Here is an 18,262-nt window from a genome sequence, read left to right as displayed (position 1 = left end):
ATGAAATTCAGAAAACTACGACACCTGGCCCTGGCGACGTTCGCCTTCTGTGGCCTCACGCTAGGCAGCCACATGACGGCGATTGCCAGCGAGACAACAACTGACCCAACGCCAGAAACGGTCACGATGAAACTGCATAAACTGGATAATATTGGTAACGGGGATGACCCGAAAAATAAAGTTCGCGAGGAAATTAAAAACACTGGGGATGAAGTTGAAATCCCGGAAAGCATGAGCCCCTACAACGCTAAAAAATATGGAAAAGTAACCTTTAGCGTCTATGATATATCCAAATTTTTCGAGGATGAAAATGGAGACAAGATTCAAATGACGAGCAAGCAATTTGAAGATAAACGCGATGAGTTGCTTGCAGCGATTACCGCTGGCAAGACTGATCCCCAAGAATTGATTGCCGCTCAAAGGAAGTTTGTGACAGATAAAGGACTAGCGCCGGTTAAGACCGCGGTATTAAAAGGTTCCGATGGCATCCTAACGTTTGAGAACCTTCCAAACAACGGCTTCTACCTGATCATGGAGACCAGAGCGCCTGCTCATCACTTAACGGGAATCGCGGCTCCGATGATTATCGGGTTGCCCCTGAGCGACAAGGATACGATTCACCTATATCCTAAGAACATCGTTGCCCGCGACGTCGACCCGGCGATTCACAAGGTTGGGATTGACCCCACGGCACCGACTAGTGGCAAGCATATTGCGTTAGAGGGCGTGGTCTTCGAGCTACGACAGAAAGGGAATAAGGAAGTTCTTGAAACGCTGACCACTGATGAAAATGGCGATATTGAATTTGGCGGCTTGACTGTTAACACCCAATACGTGTTAACGGAACACTCCGTTGAAAAGTATCCTTGGTATGAACAACCAGAGGGCAGAGACATCAAGATCTCCCTAACGTTTACCGTCGATAAGGCCGGTAACGTTAAAGTAGTCAGCGCACGGCCAGACGAAAAATTTTTCACAGTCGACGGCCCACGGATTGGCATCGTGAATCACCTGATCCTTGGTGGCGCTCAGTTCAAGAAGGTCGATGCCAACTCAGAAAAAGGCTTGGTTGGGGCGAAGTTTAAAGTTCAAAGCCTCAGCAAAAGAGGGACTCACTGGGCAGTCTTCAAGGATAATCAGTTTGTAAAGTGGGTCAAGAGTAAAGCAAAAGCCACGGAATTAACGTCCGCAGCTGATGGCACTTTCGGTTTCACCGGCCTCCCGTACGTGTACGACGAGAAGGTCAGAGGGGTAACGCAGTACAACCTAGTTGAAACGCAAGCGCCGGCCGGCTATGCCCTCGTGAAGGATGTTATCGAGTTTGACATCACCAATGATAAGGCCACAGACATTGAGACTAAGACCATCGAAAATGAACGCTACGCTCTTCCAATTACTGGGGGGATGGGTATCTGGTTGTTCCTCCTCATCGGGAGTCTCCTGATGGGTGGCGCGGGTTACCTGTACTACCGGCAACGCAAGGCAGCGTAAGCTTAATCGACACTTAGACAATTAGAGAAGGGGGACCCCCACATGCGCAAATGGCTAGCGATCCTACTATTCTGCTTAGGCTTGGGCCTGATCGGCTACCCAGCCGCGAGTAACGTAGTGGCTCGCTGGCAGCAGCAGGGGGTCCTCGCTTCGTATAAAAACCAGTTACAAACGGCGAGTGCGAGGCAACTCAAGACGCTGCAACGCTCGCTGCAGAAGCAGGAAACGGATAAGCAGACAGCCACGGTCAAGGACCCGTTTAAAAAGAATGAAAAGAAGTTCATCGAAACGGAACCTCTGGCGCTCGTGGCGATTCCCAAGATTGACGTAGAGCTACCTGTGTTTGCCGGCACCAATGAACAGGTCCTTCAGAAATATGCAGGGTTGGTCAACGGGACGGATATTCCGCAGGGGAAACACAACCAGCACAGCTTGATCACGGCCCACGGCGGGTTACCCGGAGCGCAACTGTTCACCGACCTTTGGCGGGTGGATCGTGGTGACCGTTTCTACCTGAAGAACGCTTATGGCTTGATGACTTATGAAGTCACTGCGATTCGGACGGTGAAGGCGGACACGCGGCAACCCATCAACCGGTCGGCAACGAGAAACCAGGTAACACTGATGACCTGCACGCCGTATATGATCAACACCCACCGGCTTCTGGTCACTGGCAAGCGGATTCCCAACGAAACCGAGACGATTCCTCCGGGAAAGTTCGTCTGGAATCGATACAAGACGGTGGTGCTGGGACTAGCGATTCTGGCACTGATAGCCGGGATATGGCTGGGCTACCGACGTTACAGACGCGCAAAGGAGGCGAGCTAAATGGCGAAACGTAAACGACACAAAAAAAGTTCCCTCTGGTTGCTGCTGATGTTTCTCGTCGGTGCGGGGCTGATCCTCTTGGGACTGACGCAAAGCTTTTCGGTGACCGAGCTGGGCAAGACGGCAACACGGGAGATGACGATTGAGAGTGTCAAGCGGGTCAAACGCGAATCACAAGGCGAAACGGCCCCCTTCAACTACGCGAAGACGTCTCAACTGAATCCACTCACGGTCGGCAGTTATAGCCTACGGGAGCTGACCGGGACCAGTAACTACGGTGCGGTTGGTCAGCTACGGGTTCCAGCGGTGGGACTGGACTTACCGATTGGCGTTGGTGTCAGTAATGCCGTGCTGGTTCGCGGGGCGGGGACGCTCAAGGCGGACCAGCAGATGGGCCAGGGTAACTACGCACTGGCGGGGCATTACATGGTCGCTAAGCGTCTCCTATTCTCGCCGCTGAAAGGCGTCCACAAGGGAGACAGCGTGTACCTGACGGATAAGCAACAGGTGTATCGGTATAAGGTCACCCGCGTCCAGGTGGTCGATCGTCACGAGGTCGAGGTCATCGACGATGTTCCCGGCAAGAAGCTGGTGACCCTGGTGACTTGTAACTCCGCGAAACGAGGCGAGCCGAAGCGACTGGTGATCCGCGGGGAGTTGCATTCGGTGGCGCGGGCACAGGTGTAAGAATTACTATCAATAAAAAACTGGGTAACGCGGGATGCGTTGCCCAGTTTTTGGTTATCTTTTGACGGTTCTGCTGTGTGGCAGACCGACATTGATTTTCGTGAAATGTCCGCCGTCGAGACTACCGAACGTGGCGTGAATCTTAACATGCTTTCCCTTAGGTTTTAACGTAAAGATATCTTTTCCCTTAGCGCCAGGATAAGTTTTGATGACCGTTTTTTTCTTAGTCATAGAAGAAATCGAAGCATAACCCAGTTCGCTGCCGTAGCCGGCCTTCTTTAGCAATTTTTTCCCTTCTTTTAAAGAGATAGCCTTACGTGATGCGTAGGCTGTGTTGCTTTGGTTGCTGGTAAATGAAGCAGGAACCGTGAATATAACGGCAACCGTGACGAGTGCCAGAAAGAGACCTAGAACTTTTTTCATTTTCATCATGATACCCCCTAAACGTCGTGATTCATGTGACTCAACAGGGTAAGTGTATAAATTTCCGGTGGACAATTCAAGTGCATAAGGGCGGGGACTTTTCCTTGTAAATGACCTGATTTGTTGGAAGACTGGTGTATTTGAAGAAATAATGGATTAACGTCATGACGAAAAAGTTTGAGAGCCACTAAGAGCAGATTTGTACAGCTTATAACTTTTGAATCTCGGGAGACATTCATTGACTGTAACGTAACGTCATAGCTTATGATGGATCACAGCATGTAGGTTACTTTCAGTCTAAAGGTGGGGTGGCAACTGTATGAAACAAGAATCACTTTTCTCAAATCAACCGCAGAACACGCCGTTAGCCAGTCGGGTTCGGCCTAAGGGCTTGGATCAGTTTGTCGGGCAGCAGCACTTGCTCGGAACTGGCAAGATTCTTCGTGAAATTATCGAAAATGATCAGGTCTCGTCGATGATTTTCTGGGGCCCACCGGGTGTGGGGAAGACGACCTTGGCCGAGATCATTGCGCGGAAAACGCAGTCAAGTTTTTTGAGTTTTAGCGCGGTGGATAGCAGTATTAGTAAAATCAAGAAAATTATGAAGCAAGCGGAGTTGGACCGCGAGATTGGGCAGCAAACGATGGTGTTCGTCGACGAAATTCACCGGTTCAACAAGGCCCAGCAGGATGCGTTTCTCCCCTACGTTGAACGGGGCAGCATTATTTTAATCGGGGCGACGACCGAGAATCCCTCGTTTGAAATCAACTCGGCCTTGCTGTCGCGATGCAAGGTGTTTGTGCTGAAAGCCCTGAAGCAGGACGACATCGTTACCCTGTTGGAGAATGCGCTGAGTAACCCAGGTGGCTTTGGTAAACAGGCCATCAAAATTGGTCAGGATGAGATTCAAGCCATCGCCAACTTTGCCGATGGGGATGCTCGGACGGCGTTGAATACGCTGGAGATGGCGATTCTAAATGGGAACAAGACGGATGACGCCACGACGGTCAACATGGCCGATCTCAGCCAGCTGATTGCGAAGAAGTTTGTGCTGTACGACAAGACCGGTGAGGAGCATTATAACATCATCTCCGTGCTGCATAAATCCATGCGGAATAGCGATACGGATGCGGCCATTTACTGGCTCTCACGAATGTTGGAGGGCGGCGAAGACCCACTGTACATTGCCAGACGACTCGTCAGATTTGCGAGTGAAGACATTGGCTTGGCGGATACGAATGCCCTTAACGTGGCGATTAACGTCTTTCAAGCCTGCCAATTTATTGGGATGCCCGAGTGTGACGTCCACCTGGTCGAGGCGGTGACGTATCTGTCGCTGGCACCGAAGTCCAATGCCATTTACAAGGCGCGGTTGGCCGCGGCTAAGGATGTGAAGCAGACGGCGAATGATCCGGTGCCACTGCAGATTCGGAATGCCCCGACGAAGTTAATGAAGGACTTGGGGTATGGCAAAGGCTATGAGCTGGCGCACTATGCCAAGGATAAACTGACGACGATGAAGACGATGCCGCCATCTGTCGCGGGGCATGAGTATTACCTGCCGACTAGTGAAGGTAACGAGCGGCGGTTCAAGGACCGGTTAGCGCAGATCAAGGCGTGGCACGAACAGAATGGCTAGATAGATGAAAGGTGCTCTCAACGATGAGGACACCTTTTTTATTGAAACGATCGCTGATTTAAACGAGCGGCTTGCTACGGTCAAAGTTCATATCCATTGGCCGAATGACGGACCAGGTTGAGTGGACGACCTTCCAGTCAGCACCCTCTCGTTGGTAGACTTCAATACAGTTGTAGCGCATGTCATTCAGAGAGGTTTTCGCGAACAGTTGGTAGGTTAAAATCGCCATGTCATCACTGGCCTGGACCCGGGGTGAGACGAAATCATAGGAGTCGGCGAAGAGCTTGCCTTCAACGTTAGCGAGAACAAAGTCTTTGATCTCGGCGTAGGTTTCAATCCGTTCTGGTTTGAAACTGTCGAAGTATGAAAAGCTCTTCTGGGACCAAATGGTGAGGTAGCCAGAGGTATCACCTTTGAACCACTTGTCCAGTGCGCCGTTTTCTAAAGCAATAATCTTGTCGGTTAATGGAGTATTTTGAGTTGTCATTAGTTTTCTCCTTTGGTAAATGTCTGTATCACCAGTGTAAGCTGTGCCGTTGCGTTACAGTCAAGGAGAAGTTGAGACGAATGTTTCATGTGAAACATTGGCTTGGAGGTAGGGTGCCAGAGCTTGTGAGTCGCTCTGCCTATTAAGTCAGCGTAAAAATAAAGCAACCGCAGAGACACCTACATTCTAGGTGGTATCCGCGGTTGCTTTGAAATTAAAAAGCTGAAAATTTAGATAATAATTAATGAACAAACACGCTAATCAAGAGTACCATCAGCAGGCCGACAAAGGAATTTACGAATTCCAGCAGCCCCCAAGTCTTGAAGGTGTCCTTTAAGGAGATACCGAATGATTGTTGGTAGAGTAAGAAACCACCGTCATACATCAAAGTCGTTGTGTTACTCCCGCAGGCACAAGCTAACATCATCAAAGCAGGATTAACGTGAAAGGCGACAACCATCGGTGCCACAATACCAGCAGCGGTGATCGCAGAAACGGCCCCTTGCCCCGTCATGAGTCGGATGAGGACGGTGATGACCCAGGCAAGAATCAGTGGGGAGATATTGGTATGACCCACCAAATCGACAATTTTACTCCCAATACCACTATCAATGATGACTTCCTTCATCACACCACCGGCGGCAATGACCATCAGAACGTTTGAGATACCGGCAATGGCGCTGGTCATGTGATCTGAAATCTGTTTACCAGACATGCCTCTGCGGTAGCCAAAGAGGAGCATGGCGACGATAACCGTGATGAGCATGCTAATTTCAGCACTACCAATGAAACTGGCAAATTTAAATACCCAGCTGCTGGTAGCTGACAATGTTTTGGCCAGTGACGCACAGATAATGATAATAGCAGGTAATAATGGAATGATGATACTGGTTCTAAAGCTGGGAATATCCGTTGCAGCTCGCTTAGGTGCTGGCTTCATCACATTACCGAGTGGCATGTCCGCCAACCCTGGGATGAAGTGCTGGATGAGAACACCGGAGCAAATGATGGTTGGCACAATGACGATAAACCCTAACATATAGACTTGGGCAATATCGGCATGAAATGCGGTGACCAGGGCCATTGGACCGGGTTGGGGAGGAAAGATACTATGTCCCATGGTGGCACCAGCAATGGTTGGAATAACCAACTTCATATAGGGAACCTTAGCTTCTTTAGCGATGTTAATAACCAGCGGCATCGTGATCAGAAAGGCCACTTCGTAGAACATTGACATCCCAAAGATTGTCCCGATAAGTAGTAGCGCGTAAGGCAACAATTTAGGCCCCATTGCTTTGACAATGGTATCCGCAATTTGCTGTGAGGCACCTGATTCTGTCATCATTTTACCAATGATTGCCCCGAAAATAACAATCAGTAGTAAAGATGACATGACACTGCCGATACCAGTTTCAATGGTCGTTGCAATTTTGACCATAGGTAATCCTTCGGCAAAGGCGATGAATAACCCTGAAATTAGTAAGGCAATGATGTTATGTACTTTTGTTTTAACGATTAGGAAAACTAAAAGTAAAATTCCGATAAGCACCCAAAAAAGGGCGAGTAAGTCAGCTGCCAAGTAAATCCCTCCTAAAAATAAGCTAAACAGATATGTTAGTAAGCGCATACATTTTACCACTTGAAGCCATCAAGTACAACAAAGTGAAAAAATATGCATATATTCAAAATAATTATACAATATAAGTAAAAATGCCCAATAAACTGATATATCAGATAAATAGACAAAGTATTGCTAATTTTGTTGACTATTATTTTTATTTATAAAAAATATACTACTGGTAATCAACAATGTTTGATTATCAGCAGTATATTTTAAAACCATTACTTTTCGCTTTCGAGTTCCATCAAGCGTTGCCGTAAAGCATCATCGTAAGCGGTTAGGTACAGGCCGTACTTCCCACGCTTCATCAGGACATTCAGGACGTTGGCGATGAACGTCTTGTATTCATCCTGGGTGAATTTCATATCCTTACGCTTCTTGAAGATTTCCTTGTGGGAGTACTTCTCGGGGATGATAGTCATCGTGTCGGTGGCTTTGTCGTAGCCGAATGAAGGACCGATAATCATGCCGACGTAGTTCAGGTCAAAGCCTTGAAGGGTGTAGATCGTCCCAACTTGGGTGATGGAACCTTCACGCTTGGCCCAGTGTGTTCGCTGTGGGTCCCATTCGTCCCAAGGCAAGTTGAACGTATCCATTTCAACGTTGTGCCGGCCATCGATCCGTGGGAAGCCAGAGGTCGCGACGACCCGGCTCATACCGACCTCCTTATTGCGCTTCTTGATATTTTCGAAGAGCTCGCCAGCGGTATCAAACATTTTAAACTTGAAGTCACTGTTTTCTGGGAAAGCCTTCAGTGGTTTTTGCGCGGTTAGGTCGTCCATCCAGGCAACTTGTTCGTCGCTGGCAACCATCCGGTATTGGAAATTCATATCAAACATTTTGTAGGGATGAGAACCAATTGTCTTGAAGAGGAGGTCCTTGTCCCAGTACATCTTGGACTGGAAGACTTGGTCGAAGTCATAGACGACAACGACGACCTTGGCCAAGTTCATCAAGTCAGTGAGTTGGTTCTGCCCGCGGTAGTGCGCGTAGGGTTCTGACTTGGAGTAGAGTAAGTGGGCTTCATCGACGAAAATGATATCGTATTTTTTATGATTCTTTTGCGCATAGTTGATCAGTGAGGTTGGTCGGCGAATTGACTTGACCTTCATGTTGGGAATGGATTCCGCGAGGTCTTGGTAAGCTTTATACAACTCGGGATGATTGACCACCAGTGACGTCTTGTAGCGGCTGTCAGTCATGTACTGACGTACGAGTTCCATCAGAACAACAGACTTGCCGGTTCCGGCGGCGCCTTGAATGATGGCAACCGAGGAAGTATCGCCGGTGAGACCCTGTTTAATGTAGCCGTTAATATTTGTGATTACCGTCTTTTGATCGTCTGAAAGATCATCGACGAAGAATTGTGCTTTTAGAATTTTATTCATTCTGGAACTCCTTATGCATTAATTGGTTTCGCACGAGCACTAATGTCGATGCCCGCGGAAAAAGCTATTGTTATTATAGCAGTTTAAGTGGGAGTCGCTGGATATTCTTGGAAATTATGATTTGAGATTGACTGGCTAGATACCTGTGAGAATGCGGGATTATTTTATTGTGGCGGGGGTAGCGCTGATGTATGCTTAAGAAGCAAGTTGATTGAAAACGAGACTTTGGTGATTTTCAAAGGCCGGTGTGACGGGATTTCTTTAGTGTATTCCCCATGCATATGGGGGTGATCCCGAAAAGGGAGCAGCGGCGAAACCTATGGCCGAGTATTCCCCATGCATATGGGGGTGATCCTATACTCATTTTGTTTGGCTTCACTGGCATGGCGTATTCCCCATGCATATGGGGGTGATCCTGATAATGATGCAGCTGATGTTTTTAGCGAGTGGTATTCCCCATGCATATGGGGGTGATCCTATAAAAGAGATTCAGGCACGCCTAGGGCACTCGTATTCCCCATGCATATGGGGGTGATCCCACACTTGCCAATACACTATTCCTGACACCGTAGTATTCCCCATGCATATGGGGGTGATCCCTGATAAGTCCGAGCTGTTCGAGCAAAGCAAGAGTATTCCCCATGCATATGGGGGTGATCCTCTATTGGCCAGATCGTGTTTGAAGGGTGATACGTATTCCCCATGCATATGGGGGTGATCCTGCGTCCTTAATCATCTTGATTGGGTGGAATCCGTATTCCCCATGCATATGGGGGTGATCCCAGCAATGTCACAACAACCATTGGTAGCAGTTTGTATTCCCCATGCATATGGGGGTGATCCCGAAGACGGCTCAGCGGTTGATTCACCTTTACAGTATTCCCCATGCATATGGGGGTGATCCTCAGTGGATAGGCTCCCAAACTCAAACTTGGCCGTATTCCCCATGCATATGGGGGTGATCCTACCTTAGCCGAATTGAACAGTTCCTGATTAAAGTATTCCCCATGCATATGGGGGTGATCCCTATTTGGCGATGTGAAAAATGAGGACGTGGAGGTATTCCCCATGCATATGGGGGTGATCCTAGTGCGTCCGCGCCCATGACAGCTGGCACTCAGTATTCCCCATGCATATGGGGGTGATCCTAATAATTCCAGCCAAAAATAAAATGAGTGTCGGTATTCCCCATGCATATGGGGGTGATCCCTGAGTGGGCATCCGTTGCTGATGATCCACAGGGTATTCCCCATGCATATGGGGGTGATCCCGACAAGTTGGATAAGGTGACACAAGAGCGCGAGTATTCCCCATGCATATGGGGGTGATCCTACGCTTACCAGCATTTTGTTGAGCACCAGTCCGTATTCCCCATGCATATGGGGGTGATCCCGACTCAAAACGGTATTATCATCGGTGCCAATCGTATTCCCCATGCATATGGGGGTGATCCCACTATCTACAATAATGTCCGAATTGAGTGTCTGTATTCCCCATGCATATGGGGGTGATCCTCAGATCATCAAAGACCTGTCCCGGTGTTTTTTGTATTCCCCATGCATATGGGGGTGATCCTACCCCAGCAGTCAAGGCCATTGACCCGGCAAAGTATTCCCCATGCATATGGGGTTGATCCCGACTTGGCCGGTGAGTTGCTTAAAGAGGGTGCGTATTCCCCATGCATATGGGGGTGATCCCACCGTTGGTTGGTCTACTGATACGCCACCGGAGTATTCCCCATGCATATGGGGTTGATCCCAATAGTCTTAGTTTGCTGATCAAATTTCTTCTGGTATTTCCCCATGCATATGGGGGTGCTCCTCTCCCTTGTACAAAGTTGGTTAGCTTATATGCGTATTCCCCACAAATGTGAGGCTGAATCTAAAAAAATAATATTTAATAGAAATATTTAAGCCTTTATATGATGTTAGGGAAGGTGTAATCTAAGACATATAATGAATACGCTTTCATCAAAGGGTTAGACCACAGTATTTTAGAAACTAGTGAAGGTAGAAAACATGTAAATAACATTATTGATTATTTTGTATATTTAATATGTTGACTTGAGATAACTTAACCTGTATCTTTGAAAATATAACATAAAAACAGTAACGCTCAGTGCCAACATAGGCTAGTCAAAACGGATTCGTGACAGATTTTGAATAAAAAGGGCGGGTAATACATATGGTGATGGAACTATCGGAACAGGCATCAGTGCTGTGGGCTAAGAAACGCTCAGAAGAAGACCAACAGTATTGGCTACCATTAATTGTGCACTTGGTGGATACCCAAAACACAATCAATTGGCTGTTCAATCACTGGCTGAGCGCTGGACAGCGACAATTACTCATGGGCTCATTGTCAGAAGAAGCCACGCAACATCTGGTGAAATTGGTTGGGTTCACCCACGACTTAGGGAAGGCTACGCCAAGCTTCCAAACGAAGAAATCGTATGACCGTGATGATTCGCTTGATGAGCAATTAAACAGTCGATTATCTCGTGGCGGGTTCTTAGAACTAGATCAATTAAACTTAGCCTCCGCCAACAAGTCGCCGCATGCCCTTGCCGGGGAAGCCATCCTCGAAAAATTTGGCGTACCCGAATCAATTGGTGCCATCATTGGTGGCCACCATGGTAAGCCGGCTAGTGAGAGTCCTGATGAACAAATTGAGAATTACACGGCCAATTATTATCAGAGCGATAATAAACCACAACTCCAGCTGCCGTGGCGACAGGTGCAAAAAGAGCTGTTTGATTATGGATTGAATTCGTCGGGCTATCAAGCCGTCACAGATATTCCTGATATTTCGCAACCACAAGCTGTTGTTTTAGAAGGGGTACTGATCATGGCGGACTGGTTAGCTTCCAGTGAGTATCTGAGTCAGGATGAAAGCGTGCCACTTTTTCCACTAATTACGGTTGACCAGACTTGGCACGACATTGACACAACGCGTCGGTTTCGGCAGGCGATGACGTCGTGGGATTTGGGTGGTGAATGGAATCCACAGCGTATCGACTTGAAAGACGCTTATAAGAAGCGTTGGGGCTTCAATCCACGGCCAGTTCAAAAAACGATGACGCAGGCAATCAGTGAAACTACAGATCCGGGAATGGTGATCATTGAAGCACCAATGGGACTTGGAAAGACCGAAATTGCCTTACTAGCGGTCGAACAACTAGCGTATATTACCGGTAGAGATGGCCTCTTCATGGGCTTGCCAACGCAGGCGACGACCAATGCCATGTTTGATCGTGTGACGGAGTGGTTAACCTTTTTAGCACAATCACAAGGTGAAAACTTTCCAGTTAAGCTGATGCATGGTAAAGCACAATTTAACCGGAATTATCAGGGCATTCCTAACGCAATGAACGTCTATGATTCTGACGATGATTTTGGAGAAGTTGTGGTTAACAGTTGGTTCTCTGGGAAAAAGTCGATCTTAACAAAATTTGCAGTGGGGACGATCGACCACTTACTCCTGATGGGACTAAAACAAAAGCATCTGTTCCTGCGACATTTAGGATTGAGCGGAAAAGTTGTGGTTATCGACGAGGCTCATGCATATGACGCGTATATGAATCAATACTTGTATAAGGCCGTTGAGTGGCTAGGTGCCTATCACGTGCCCATTGTTATTTTGTCGGCAACCTTACCAAAGGCGAAACGAAACGAACTGCTAAGATCCTATTTGAAAGGGAAATATGGTCGGAAATACAAGCAGCAATTGTCTGCGCCCAAAGGTTGGGAAGAAACCCAAGCGTACCCACTACTCAGCGTTCTAGATGGCAACCGAATTAAGCAGGTTACAGAGTTCCCTGGTCAGAGTGATCAAAAACCAATGGCGGTTCAGGTGCAACGGTTAAATCTGGCAGATGATGACCTAATTTCACAAGTTGTCGATAAAATTAGTGCGGGCGGTATCGCTGGAATTATCGTTAATACGGTTAAGCGTGCGCAGACCTTGGCAGAGTTGGTTCCAGCCGATGTTAAACTGATGGTTTTGCATTCAGCATTTTTGGCAACGGACCGAACGAAACAAGAGACTAAGCTGCAGGCAGCCATCGGTAAGCACGGCGAACGTCCAGCCAAGATGATTGTAATTGGGACTCAAGTGTTGGAGCAGTCCTTAGATATTGATTTTGATGTTTTGTATACAGACATCGCGCCAATGGATTTGATTCTACAAAGGGCAGGCCGGCTTCATCGTCATCAGATTGTGCGCCCGGCAAGCTTACGTGCGCCGCAACTATTTGTGATGGGCATTCAAGGGCCGGGTGACTATGGTGACGGTAATGAGATTGTCTATGGCAAGTACCTACTCATGAAGACCGATCATTTCATGAGGGAAACCATGACTTTGCCGGACGACATTTCACCATTGGTACAGCAGGTATATGATCCCCAAACTGATGCCGAAATTGCCGATATCGCTGCAGCTAGAGAAAAGTTTACGACAGACTTTGATCAAGAAAAGAGAAAAGCGGGTGTCTTTCAGGTTGGGGACCCAAACTTTAGGTTCGGGGCCACGATTCATGATTGGTTAGGACGGAATCTGGGAAGCGTTGATCAAGACGAGCAGAAAGCCAGTGCTGCAGTTCGTGATATCAGAGAAACGTTGGAAGTTATTCTGGTACAACACACAGCAGAAGGTAATTTTTTGCTAGATGGTCGTCCACTAAGCGATGTGCAGCCTCAAGAAATTGCGCAGCAGGTGATTCGACTCCCAGCCGCTGTTACGCCAGGAATTGACCGAGCAATTAAGGATTTGGAGACGCTGACCAGCCGATATTTCTTGAGATGGCAAAGCAATGTGTGGCTCAAAGGGGCACTGGCACTGCCACTGGATCAAGATTTTTCAGCCATTTTTGAGGGCTGGCAGTTGTCGTATTCTTCGGAATTCGGGCTAAAGTACGTAAAGGAAGATGAGGCTCATGGACAATAAAAGTTTTAATTTAGTAACGGAACCGTGGCTTAAAGTCATCGAATTAGATACAGATCGAGAACGCATGGTTTCTTTGGTCGACCTGTTTGAAAATGCGCAAGATTATCGTCAGCTAGCTGGTGAAATGCGTAGTCAGGATTTGGCCATTCTACGTTTCTTGTTGGCAATTTTAACGACGGTTTACTCTCGTTTTGACGCGGCTGGCGAAGTATATCCTTGGCTAAGGGAGAGTGCAGAATCACCGCAAACGTTTGAAATTGATCAGGATGAATTTAGCCAGGATGCGAGTCAGGAAGATCTGCTAGAGACGTGGCAGCGACTCTACAAGGCCGGTAAATTTTCCAAAGTGGTGACGAGCTACTTAAAGGAATATGCTGATCGGTTTGACTTCTTTGGTCAGAGGCCCTTTTATCAGGTGACGACCGAAGATTACGATGCCTTGGTTCCCAAGAATAAAAGCGTTGCTGCAGGCAAAGGCCAAGTCTTAGTTAAACAACTCAATCGGCGGGTTTCCGAAAGTGCCAATTCACCGGCCATCTTTGCGCCGAAGTCTGGGGAAGTTAAAAATGAGATGTCGTTAGATGAGCTAGTTCGCTGGCTGATTACGTATCAAAATTTCACTGGCGTTACCGATAAAACTAAGGTCGAAACGGAAGAAAAATTTTCGAATTCGGCCGGGTGGATTTATCGAATTAACCCAGTTTTTGCCAAAGGAAACTCACTTTTTGAGACGTTGCTGTTGAATCTAATTTTGGTCGATAAGCGAGACGATTCTGGCGATTACATCCTTCAGAAACCGGTGTGGGAGTACCAGTCAATTCGGGCATATATTGATCAACGAAAAAAACAAGTTTTGCCAACTAATATTTCAGAGTTATATACGGCTTGGTCCAGAATTATCCATATCGAGTGGGATGAAACGGGCCAACCAACTCTCTTTAGCGCGGGGATTCCAATGTTTGGCTACGATAATGCGTTGATTGAGCCGATGACGACTTGGCGGCGAGACAAGAAGACCAACGATTATCGACCAGCAGCCAAGGGTTTACGCTCACTGGGGATTGCGATGTGGCGTAACTTTGGTCAATACGTCAAGGTTAGAGAGGCCGACGATATTCATGAGCCCGGATTAGTTGTTTGGCTCCGACTCCTTAAATCTCAGCATCTGATTGCCCACGACAAACCATTGCTCTTGAATTCAGCGGTCCTGATTAGCGATGGTAATGCGACGTCGCAGTCACCTGCCGCAGAGGTAGTGGATGACATGCAGATGCAGGCGGATGTTTTGTTTGATTCGGAGATAGCGGACTATTGGCCAATGCGAATTGAAGATGTGATTGAACTCACACAGACTGTGGGGACCGATTACTATCACTTTGCTAGTGACATTGGGAAGATTCGTAATCTAGATGTACGGTTGTTTGCTGGTGGTATGAGTGCGAAGTTTTATGAACGGTTAAATGAGCCCTTCAAAGAGTGGTTAGAGGGACTGACGGGCCAAGATGACCGGGATGCAAAAATTAATTTATGGAAAACGCAGCTCAAAGAGATTGTGACGATGGCAACGGACGATGTCATGCAGGCAAGCTCACCTAGAGACATTAAGGGTATTCCAGGCGAACGCGGTCCCTTAAATATCTTCACCGCGAAGAACCACTTGGTGTATAACGTCCGGGTTCATCTTAATCTGTAGGAGAGGTGATGGCAGAACTATGACATATGAAATTGAGAAAACAACAAGCTGGATTATTAGTGATCTTTATCGCGGAGGCAACCCCAACAAAGCAGTTCTATCCAGTCTAAGAAATGCGGCCACTATGGAAAGTCAACGGGCACAGGCGGTGTGGCCAATCATGATGGCATGGCTGGATGCACGATATCTGAGTAGAAATGGCACACCGACTTCGGCTGAGACGGCCGTGTACGCTGCACTGCGGTTCTACGCGATTCATCAGCAAGGTAAGGAACAATCCGTGTATGGTTCAGCTGGTGGCGAAGACCCCGAAGGACAGCAACTCTTTGAAGCATTGGGCAAAATGCGCAGAAATGAAGATACACGGGTGGCATTGGATCGCCGAGTGCAGCCATTATTAGCGACGACCAATGCGGCGAGTGTGATTAACGGACTGTCACATTTGGTTAGTATTTTAAAAGCCAACAATAGTACTCAAAAGATAGATTATGCGCATCTAGCACAGGACTTATATGGGCTACAGGGAAGCTATGAACGCGCCAATCGTGTTCGCCTAATTTGGGGCCAGCAATATTTTCGAGAAAATCAGGCGGGATCTAAAAATGAAGGAGAGAAAAAATAATGACCGAAAAAAACTTATATGTCGACGTGAATGTTTTACAAACCGTGCCATCCTCAAATATCAACCGTGATGATACCGGGGCACCTAAGACGGCGCTCTATGGTGGGGTTACGCGGGCACGGGTCTCTTCACAGAGTTGGAAGAAAGCCGTTCGGGATATCTTTAAAGCAGATAATGTTTCTGCAGGAACGCGGACGAAAAAAGCGGCTGATTTGTTGGCGGAACAACTGAAGAAACTTGATGCCTCTTTGGATGATGAGACCGCAATGGGTAAAGTTGGGGAAATCTTCAAAGCAGCTGGCATTAAGTTGGATAAAAACAATGAAACCGGCGCGTTATTGTTGATCAGCCGGGGTCAAATCAACAAGTTGGCCCAATATGCGCTAGATAATGAAGAGTTAGATAAAAAGGAAATTAAGAAGGTTCTGAAAGGAGACCAATCCCTGGATCTGGCTTTATTCGGTCGGATGGTAGCGGATAATCCCGAATTAAATGTGGACGCGTCAGCTCAGGTGGCTCATGCAGTTTCAACGCATGAAGTTGTTCCAGAATACGATTATTTTACGGCGTTGGATGACGAACAACCTAAGGATACGGCTGGTGCCGCCATGCTTGGGAGTATCGATTTTAATTCCGCAACGCTCTACCGTTATGCGAACGTGAATATGAATGAATTGGTACATAACTTAAACGCAACGGATGCCATTCACGGGGTGACGGACTTCATCAAAGACTTCTTGATCTCTATGCCAACTGGGAAGCAAAATACTTTTGCCAACAAAACACTGCCTAGCTATGTCCTGGTTACGCTCCGGACGGATACACCTGTCAACCTGGTATCGGCTTTTGAAGAACCGGTAACGTCTAATCATGGGTACGTTAAGAAGTCAATCGACAAACTTGAAGCTGAATATAGCCGGACTAATGAGTACGTTGATCAACCAATTACAGCGCTGGTTCTTGGCAAAGCAGACTCTCAAGTTGGGGAAAGCGTGGCCAACCTATCCGAACTTCTAGAGAAGGTGACGGCGGCGTTATCAGAGGTGGTTCAGGATGAAAACACTAACGATTAAATTAACGGCACCGTTGCAATCATATGGGAATGAAGCGACTTTTGAGCGGCGGACAACGAACGATTATCCAACTAAGAGTGCGGTGATTGGCATGGTGGCAGCGGCCCTCGGATACCGTAGAGCAGATGCCCGGATTGCGAGCCTGAATGAGTTGCACTTTGCGGTTAGGGTCGATCAAATCGGTCGAAATCTGACGGATTTTCAAACAGTTGAGTGGAAGAAGGACACGCGAAAGATCACGTACCGGGATTACATTCAGGATGCAATATTTGTGGTGGCTTTGGGTAGTGAGGATGAAGCTCTAATGGATAAGATTGAGTTTGCCCTCAAGCATCCTAAGTTCCAGTTATTTTTAGGGCGCCGTTCGAATGCACCTGCGGGTGTGCTCCGACTTCACGAATTTTCTGAAGAAGAGCCAATTGACGTCCTGAAGAAGTTCGTTTGGCAGGCAGCACCGTGGTACCAACGAAAGCGGAACCCCCAAACGCTTGAAGTCATTGCCGATGCTGATTTGATTGCAGATCATTCAGAAGTCATGGTCAAGGACCGGGTTGTGTCCTTTGATCAGCGCGATCGGCGCTATGGATTTCGGGCAATCTCCAGAATCAGGATTGCGGTAACCAATCTTAAAACACAGAGCGACGACGCTGATACGCAGCACGATATCATGGGGTCCCTCGGAGAGGAGTAAGTATGTACTTATCAAGAGTAGAAATTGATAGCAAAAATCGTGCGAAGACGAAAGATCTCACGCACCTCGGCGCTTATCATAATTGGGTTGAGCAAAGCTTTCCTGAGGAAGTCGCAGCGAAACAACGTAGCCGACATCTATGGCGGATTGATCAGCTGGCGGGTAAACGATACTTGCTCATTTTAAGCGAGAAAAGACCAGATGTCACAGCGCTCGAAAAGTATGGTGTCTCAGAGTCTGCGATGGTTAAGTCATACGATCATTTGTTAGACAGCATTCAGGAAGGACAAGTCCTCCAATTTCGTCTAACAGCTAATCCGAGTTATCGGGCAAAGGCGGTTGGCGCGAAGCAGGGAAGAGTTGTCCCTCATATTACGGTGGCACAACAACGCCTGTGGTTGGCAGACCGGGCTGAAAAATCCGGCTTTCAATTGATTAAACAGACTGTCGCTGGTGAGGCCGATGATAAAACAACGTTGGCATTTGATATCGTCAGTCGTGATTGGCCAGTTCTGCATCGGAAGGCCGGACATGGTCCGCGACTTAGCCGGGTTACTTTCGAAGGACTCCTACGAGTTAGCGATGTGGCCGAATTTAAGCAAACTCTGACACAAGGAATTGGTCGGGAAAAAGCTTTTGGTATGGGATTAATGACGGTGATTCCGGAGGCGTAAT

Annotated in this window: 14 protein-coding genes and 1 CRISPR repeat array; of the genes, 10 read left to right on the top strand and 4 right to left on the bottom strand. The window is 47.6% G+C overall.

From position 1 onward, the window contains the following. The 3 genes from EKM73_RS02005 to EKM73_RS01995 are packed head-to-tail and all read left to right on the top strand — an operon-like array spanning window position 1 to window position 3,006. Window positions 1-1,491, top strand: coding sequence for a SpaA isopeptide-forming pilin-related protein (locus EKM73_RS02005; RefSeq protein WP_125700316.1), 1,491 nt, complete (start codon window positions 1-3; stop codon window positions 1,489-1,491). A 42-nt stretch (window positions 1,492-1,533) separates the two neighbouring features. After that, window positions 1,534-2,319, top strand: a complete 786-nt coding sequence (locus EKM73_RS02000; protein ID WP_125700315.1) for a class C sortase — start codon at window positions 1,534-1,536, stop codon at window positions 2,317-2,319. Continuing rightward, a complete protein-coding gene (locus EKM73_RS01995) occupies window positions 2,320-3,006 on the top strand; it encodes a class A sortase (protein ID WP_125700314.1) in 687 nt (228 codons plus the stop codon). A gap of 54 nt (window positions 3,007-3,060) precedes the next feature. On the opposite strand, the gene EKM73_RS01990 is transcribed toward EKM73_RS01995, so the two are convergent. Continuing rightward, window positions 3,061-3,435: a hypothetical protein gene (locus EKM73_RS01990; protein ID WP_125700313.1), complete on the bottom strand. Its 375-nt coding sequence runs from the start codon at window positions 3,433-3,435 to the stop codon at window positions 3,061-3,063. A 313-nt stretch (window positions 3,436-3,748) separates the two neighbouring features. Between EKM73_RS01990 and EKM73_RS01985 the strand changes: the two genes are divergently transcribed. Continuing rightward, window positions 3,749-5,068: a replication-associated recombination protein A gene (locus tag EKM73_RS01985; RefSeq protein ID WP_125700312.1), complete on the top strand. Its 1,320-nt coding sequence runs from the start codon at window positions 3,749-3,751 to the stop codon at window positions 5,066-5,068. Between the two features lie 58 nt (window positions 5,069-5,126). Here EKM73_RS01985 and EKM73_RS01980 read toward each other — a convergent pair whose 3' ends face one another. From EKM73_RS01980 to EKM73_RS01970, 3 genes are all read right to left on the bottom strand, one after another. Beyond that, window positions 5,127-5,555 carry a nuclear transport factor 2 family protein gene (locus EKM73_RS01980; RefSeq protein ID WP_125700311.1) on the bottom strand — a complete coding sequence of 143 codons (429 nt, stop codon included), beginning with the start codon at window positions 5,553-5,555 and terminating at the stop codon, window positions 5,127-5,129. Window positions 5,556-5,796: 241 nt separating this feature from the next. Continuing rightward, window positions 5,797-7,134 (bottom strand): gluconate:H+ symporter, encoded by a 1,338-nt coding sequence (locus EKM73_RS01975; protein WP_125700310.1) that lies wholly within the window; start codon window positions 7,132-7,134, stop codon window positions 5,797-5,799. A gap of 263 nt (window positions 7,135-7,397) precedes the next feature. Then, window positions 7,398-8,564, bottom strand: a complete 1,167-nt coding sequence (locus EKM73_RS01970; protein ID WP_125700309.1) for a DUF2075 domain-containing protein — start codon at window positions 8,562-8,564, stop codon at window positions 7,398-7,400. A 266-nt stretch (window positions 8,565-8,830) separates the two neighbouring features. After that, window positions 8,831-10,385: a CRISPR direct-repeat array (repeat unit 28 nt; unit sequence GTATTCCCCATGCATATGGGGGTGATCC). 369 nt (window positions 10,386-10,754) lie between these two features. Between EKM73_RS01970 and cas3 the strand changes: the two genes are divergently transcribed. The 6 genes from cas3 to cas6e are packed head-to-tail and all read left to right on the top strand — an operon-like array spanning window position 10,755 to window position 18,261. Further along, window positions 10,755-13,508: a CRISPR-associated helicase Cas3' gene (gene cas3, locus EKM73_RS01965; protein WP_449824802.1), complete on the top strand. Its 2,754-nt coding sequence runs from the start codon at window positions 10,755-10,757 to the stop codon at window positions 13,506-13,508. Next, the gene (locus EKM73_RS01960; protein ID WP_125700308.1) at window positions 13,498-15,201 is read left to right on the top strand and encodes a type I-E CRISPR-associated protein Cse1/CasA; all 1,704 of its coding nucleotides are present in this window, start codon (window positions 13,498-13,500) and stop codon (window positions 15,199-15,201) included. Before cas3 ends, EKM73_RS01960 begins: the two co-directional genes overlap by 11 nt. Before the next feature lie 19 nt (window positions 15,202-15,220). Beyond that, on the top strand, window positions 15,221-15,823 hold the full coding sequence (gene casB, locus EKM73_RS01955; protein WP_125700307.1) for a type I-E CRISPR-associated protein Cse2/CasB: 603 nt from the start codon (window positions 15,221-15,223) through the stop codon (window positions 15,821-15,823). Further along, entirely contained in the window at window positions 15,823-16,896 is a 1,074-nt protein-coding gene (cas7e, locus tag EKM73_RS01950; RefSeq protein WP_125700306.1) for a type I-E CRISPR-associated protein Cas7/Cse4/CasC, read from the top strand. The genes casB and cas7e overlap by 1 nt, the downstream gene beginning before the upstream one ends. After that, entirely contained in the window at window positions 16,877-17,587 is a 711-nt protein-coding gene (cas5e, locus tag EKM73_RS01945; protein ID WP_125700305.1) for a type I-E CRISPR-associated protein Cas5/CasD, read from the top strand. The genes cas7e and cas5e overlap by 20 nt, the downstream gene beginning before the upstream one ends. A 2-nt stretch (window positions 17,588-17,589) precedes the next feature. Further along, on the top strand, window positions 17,590-18,261 hold the full coding sequence (gene cas6e, locus EKM73_RS01940; protein WP_125700304.1) for a type I-E CRISPR-associated protein Cas6/Cse3/CasE: 672 nt from the start codon (window positions 17,590-17,592) through the stop codon (window positions 18,259-18,261). Window position 18,262 lies beyond the last annotated feature (1 nt).

Source organism: Levilactobacillus fuyuanensis (assembly GCF_003946395.1).
GTDB lineage: Bacteria > Bacillota > Bacilli > Lactobacillales > Lactobacillaceae > Levilactobacillus > Levilactobacillus fuyuanensis.
Note: the sequence above shows the minus strand (reverse complement) of the source record. Positions and strands in the feature narration are given on the sequence as shown.

Excerpts from the sequence above, each read along its gene's own strand:
- EKM73_RS02005 (WP_125700316.1), top strand. The coding sequence starts at position 1 with ATGAAATTCAGAAAACTACGACACCTGGCCCTGGCGACGTTCGCCTTC.
- EKM73_RS02000 (WP_125700315.1), top strand. The coding sequence starts at position 1,534 with ATGCGCAAATGGCTAGCGATCCTACTATTCTGCTTAGGCTTGGGCCTG.
- EKM73_RS01995 (WP_125700314.1), top strand. The coding sequence starts at position 2,320 with ATGGCGAAACGTAAACGACACAAAAAAAGTTCCCTCTGGTTGCTGCTG.
- EKM73_RS01990 (WP_125700313.1), bottom strand. The coding sequence starts at position 3,435 with ATGAAAATGAAAAAAGTTCTAGGTCTCTTTCTGGCACTCGTCACGGTT.
- EKM73_RS01985 (WP_125700312.1), top strand. The coding sequence starts at position 3,749 with ATGAAACAAGAATCACTTTTCTCAAATCAACCGCAGAACACGCCGTTA.
- EKM73_RS01980 (WP_125700311.1), bottom strand. The coding sequence starts at position 5,555 with ATGACAACTCAAAATACTCCATTAACCGACAAGATTATTGCTTTAGAA.
- EKM73_RS01970 (WP_125700309.1), bottom strand. The coding sequence starts at position 8,564 with ATGAATAAAATTCTAAAAGCACAATTCTTCGTCGATGATCTTTCAGAC.
- cas3 (WP_449824802.1), top strand. The coding sequence starts at position 10,755 with ATGGAACTATCGGAACAGGCATCAGTGCTGTGGGCTAAGAAACGCTCA.
- EKM73_RS01960 (WP_125700308.1), top strand. The coding sequence starts at position 13,498 with ATGGACAATAAAAGTTTTAATTTAGTAACGGAACCGTGGCTTAAAGTC.
- casB (WP_125700307.1), top strand. The coding sequence starts at position 15,221 with ATGACATATGAAATTGAGAAAACAACAAGCTGGATTATTAGTGATCTT.
- cas7e (WP_125700306.1), top strand. The coding sequence starts at position 15,823 with ATGACCGAAAAAAACTTATATGTCGACGTGAATGTTTTACAAACCGTG.
- cas5e (WP_125700305.1), top strand. The coding sequence starts at position 16,877 with ATGAAAACACTAACGATTAAATTAACGGCACCGTTGCAATCATATGGG.
- cas6e (WP_125700304.1), top strand. The coding sequence starts at position 17,590 with ATGTACTTATCAAGAGTAGAAATTGATAGCAAAAATCGTGCGAAGACG.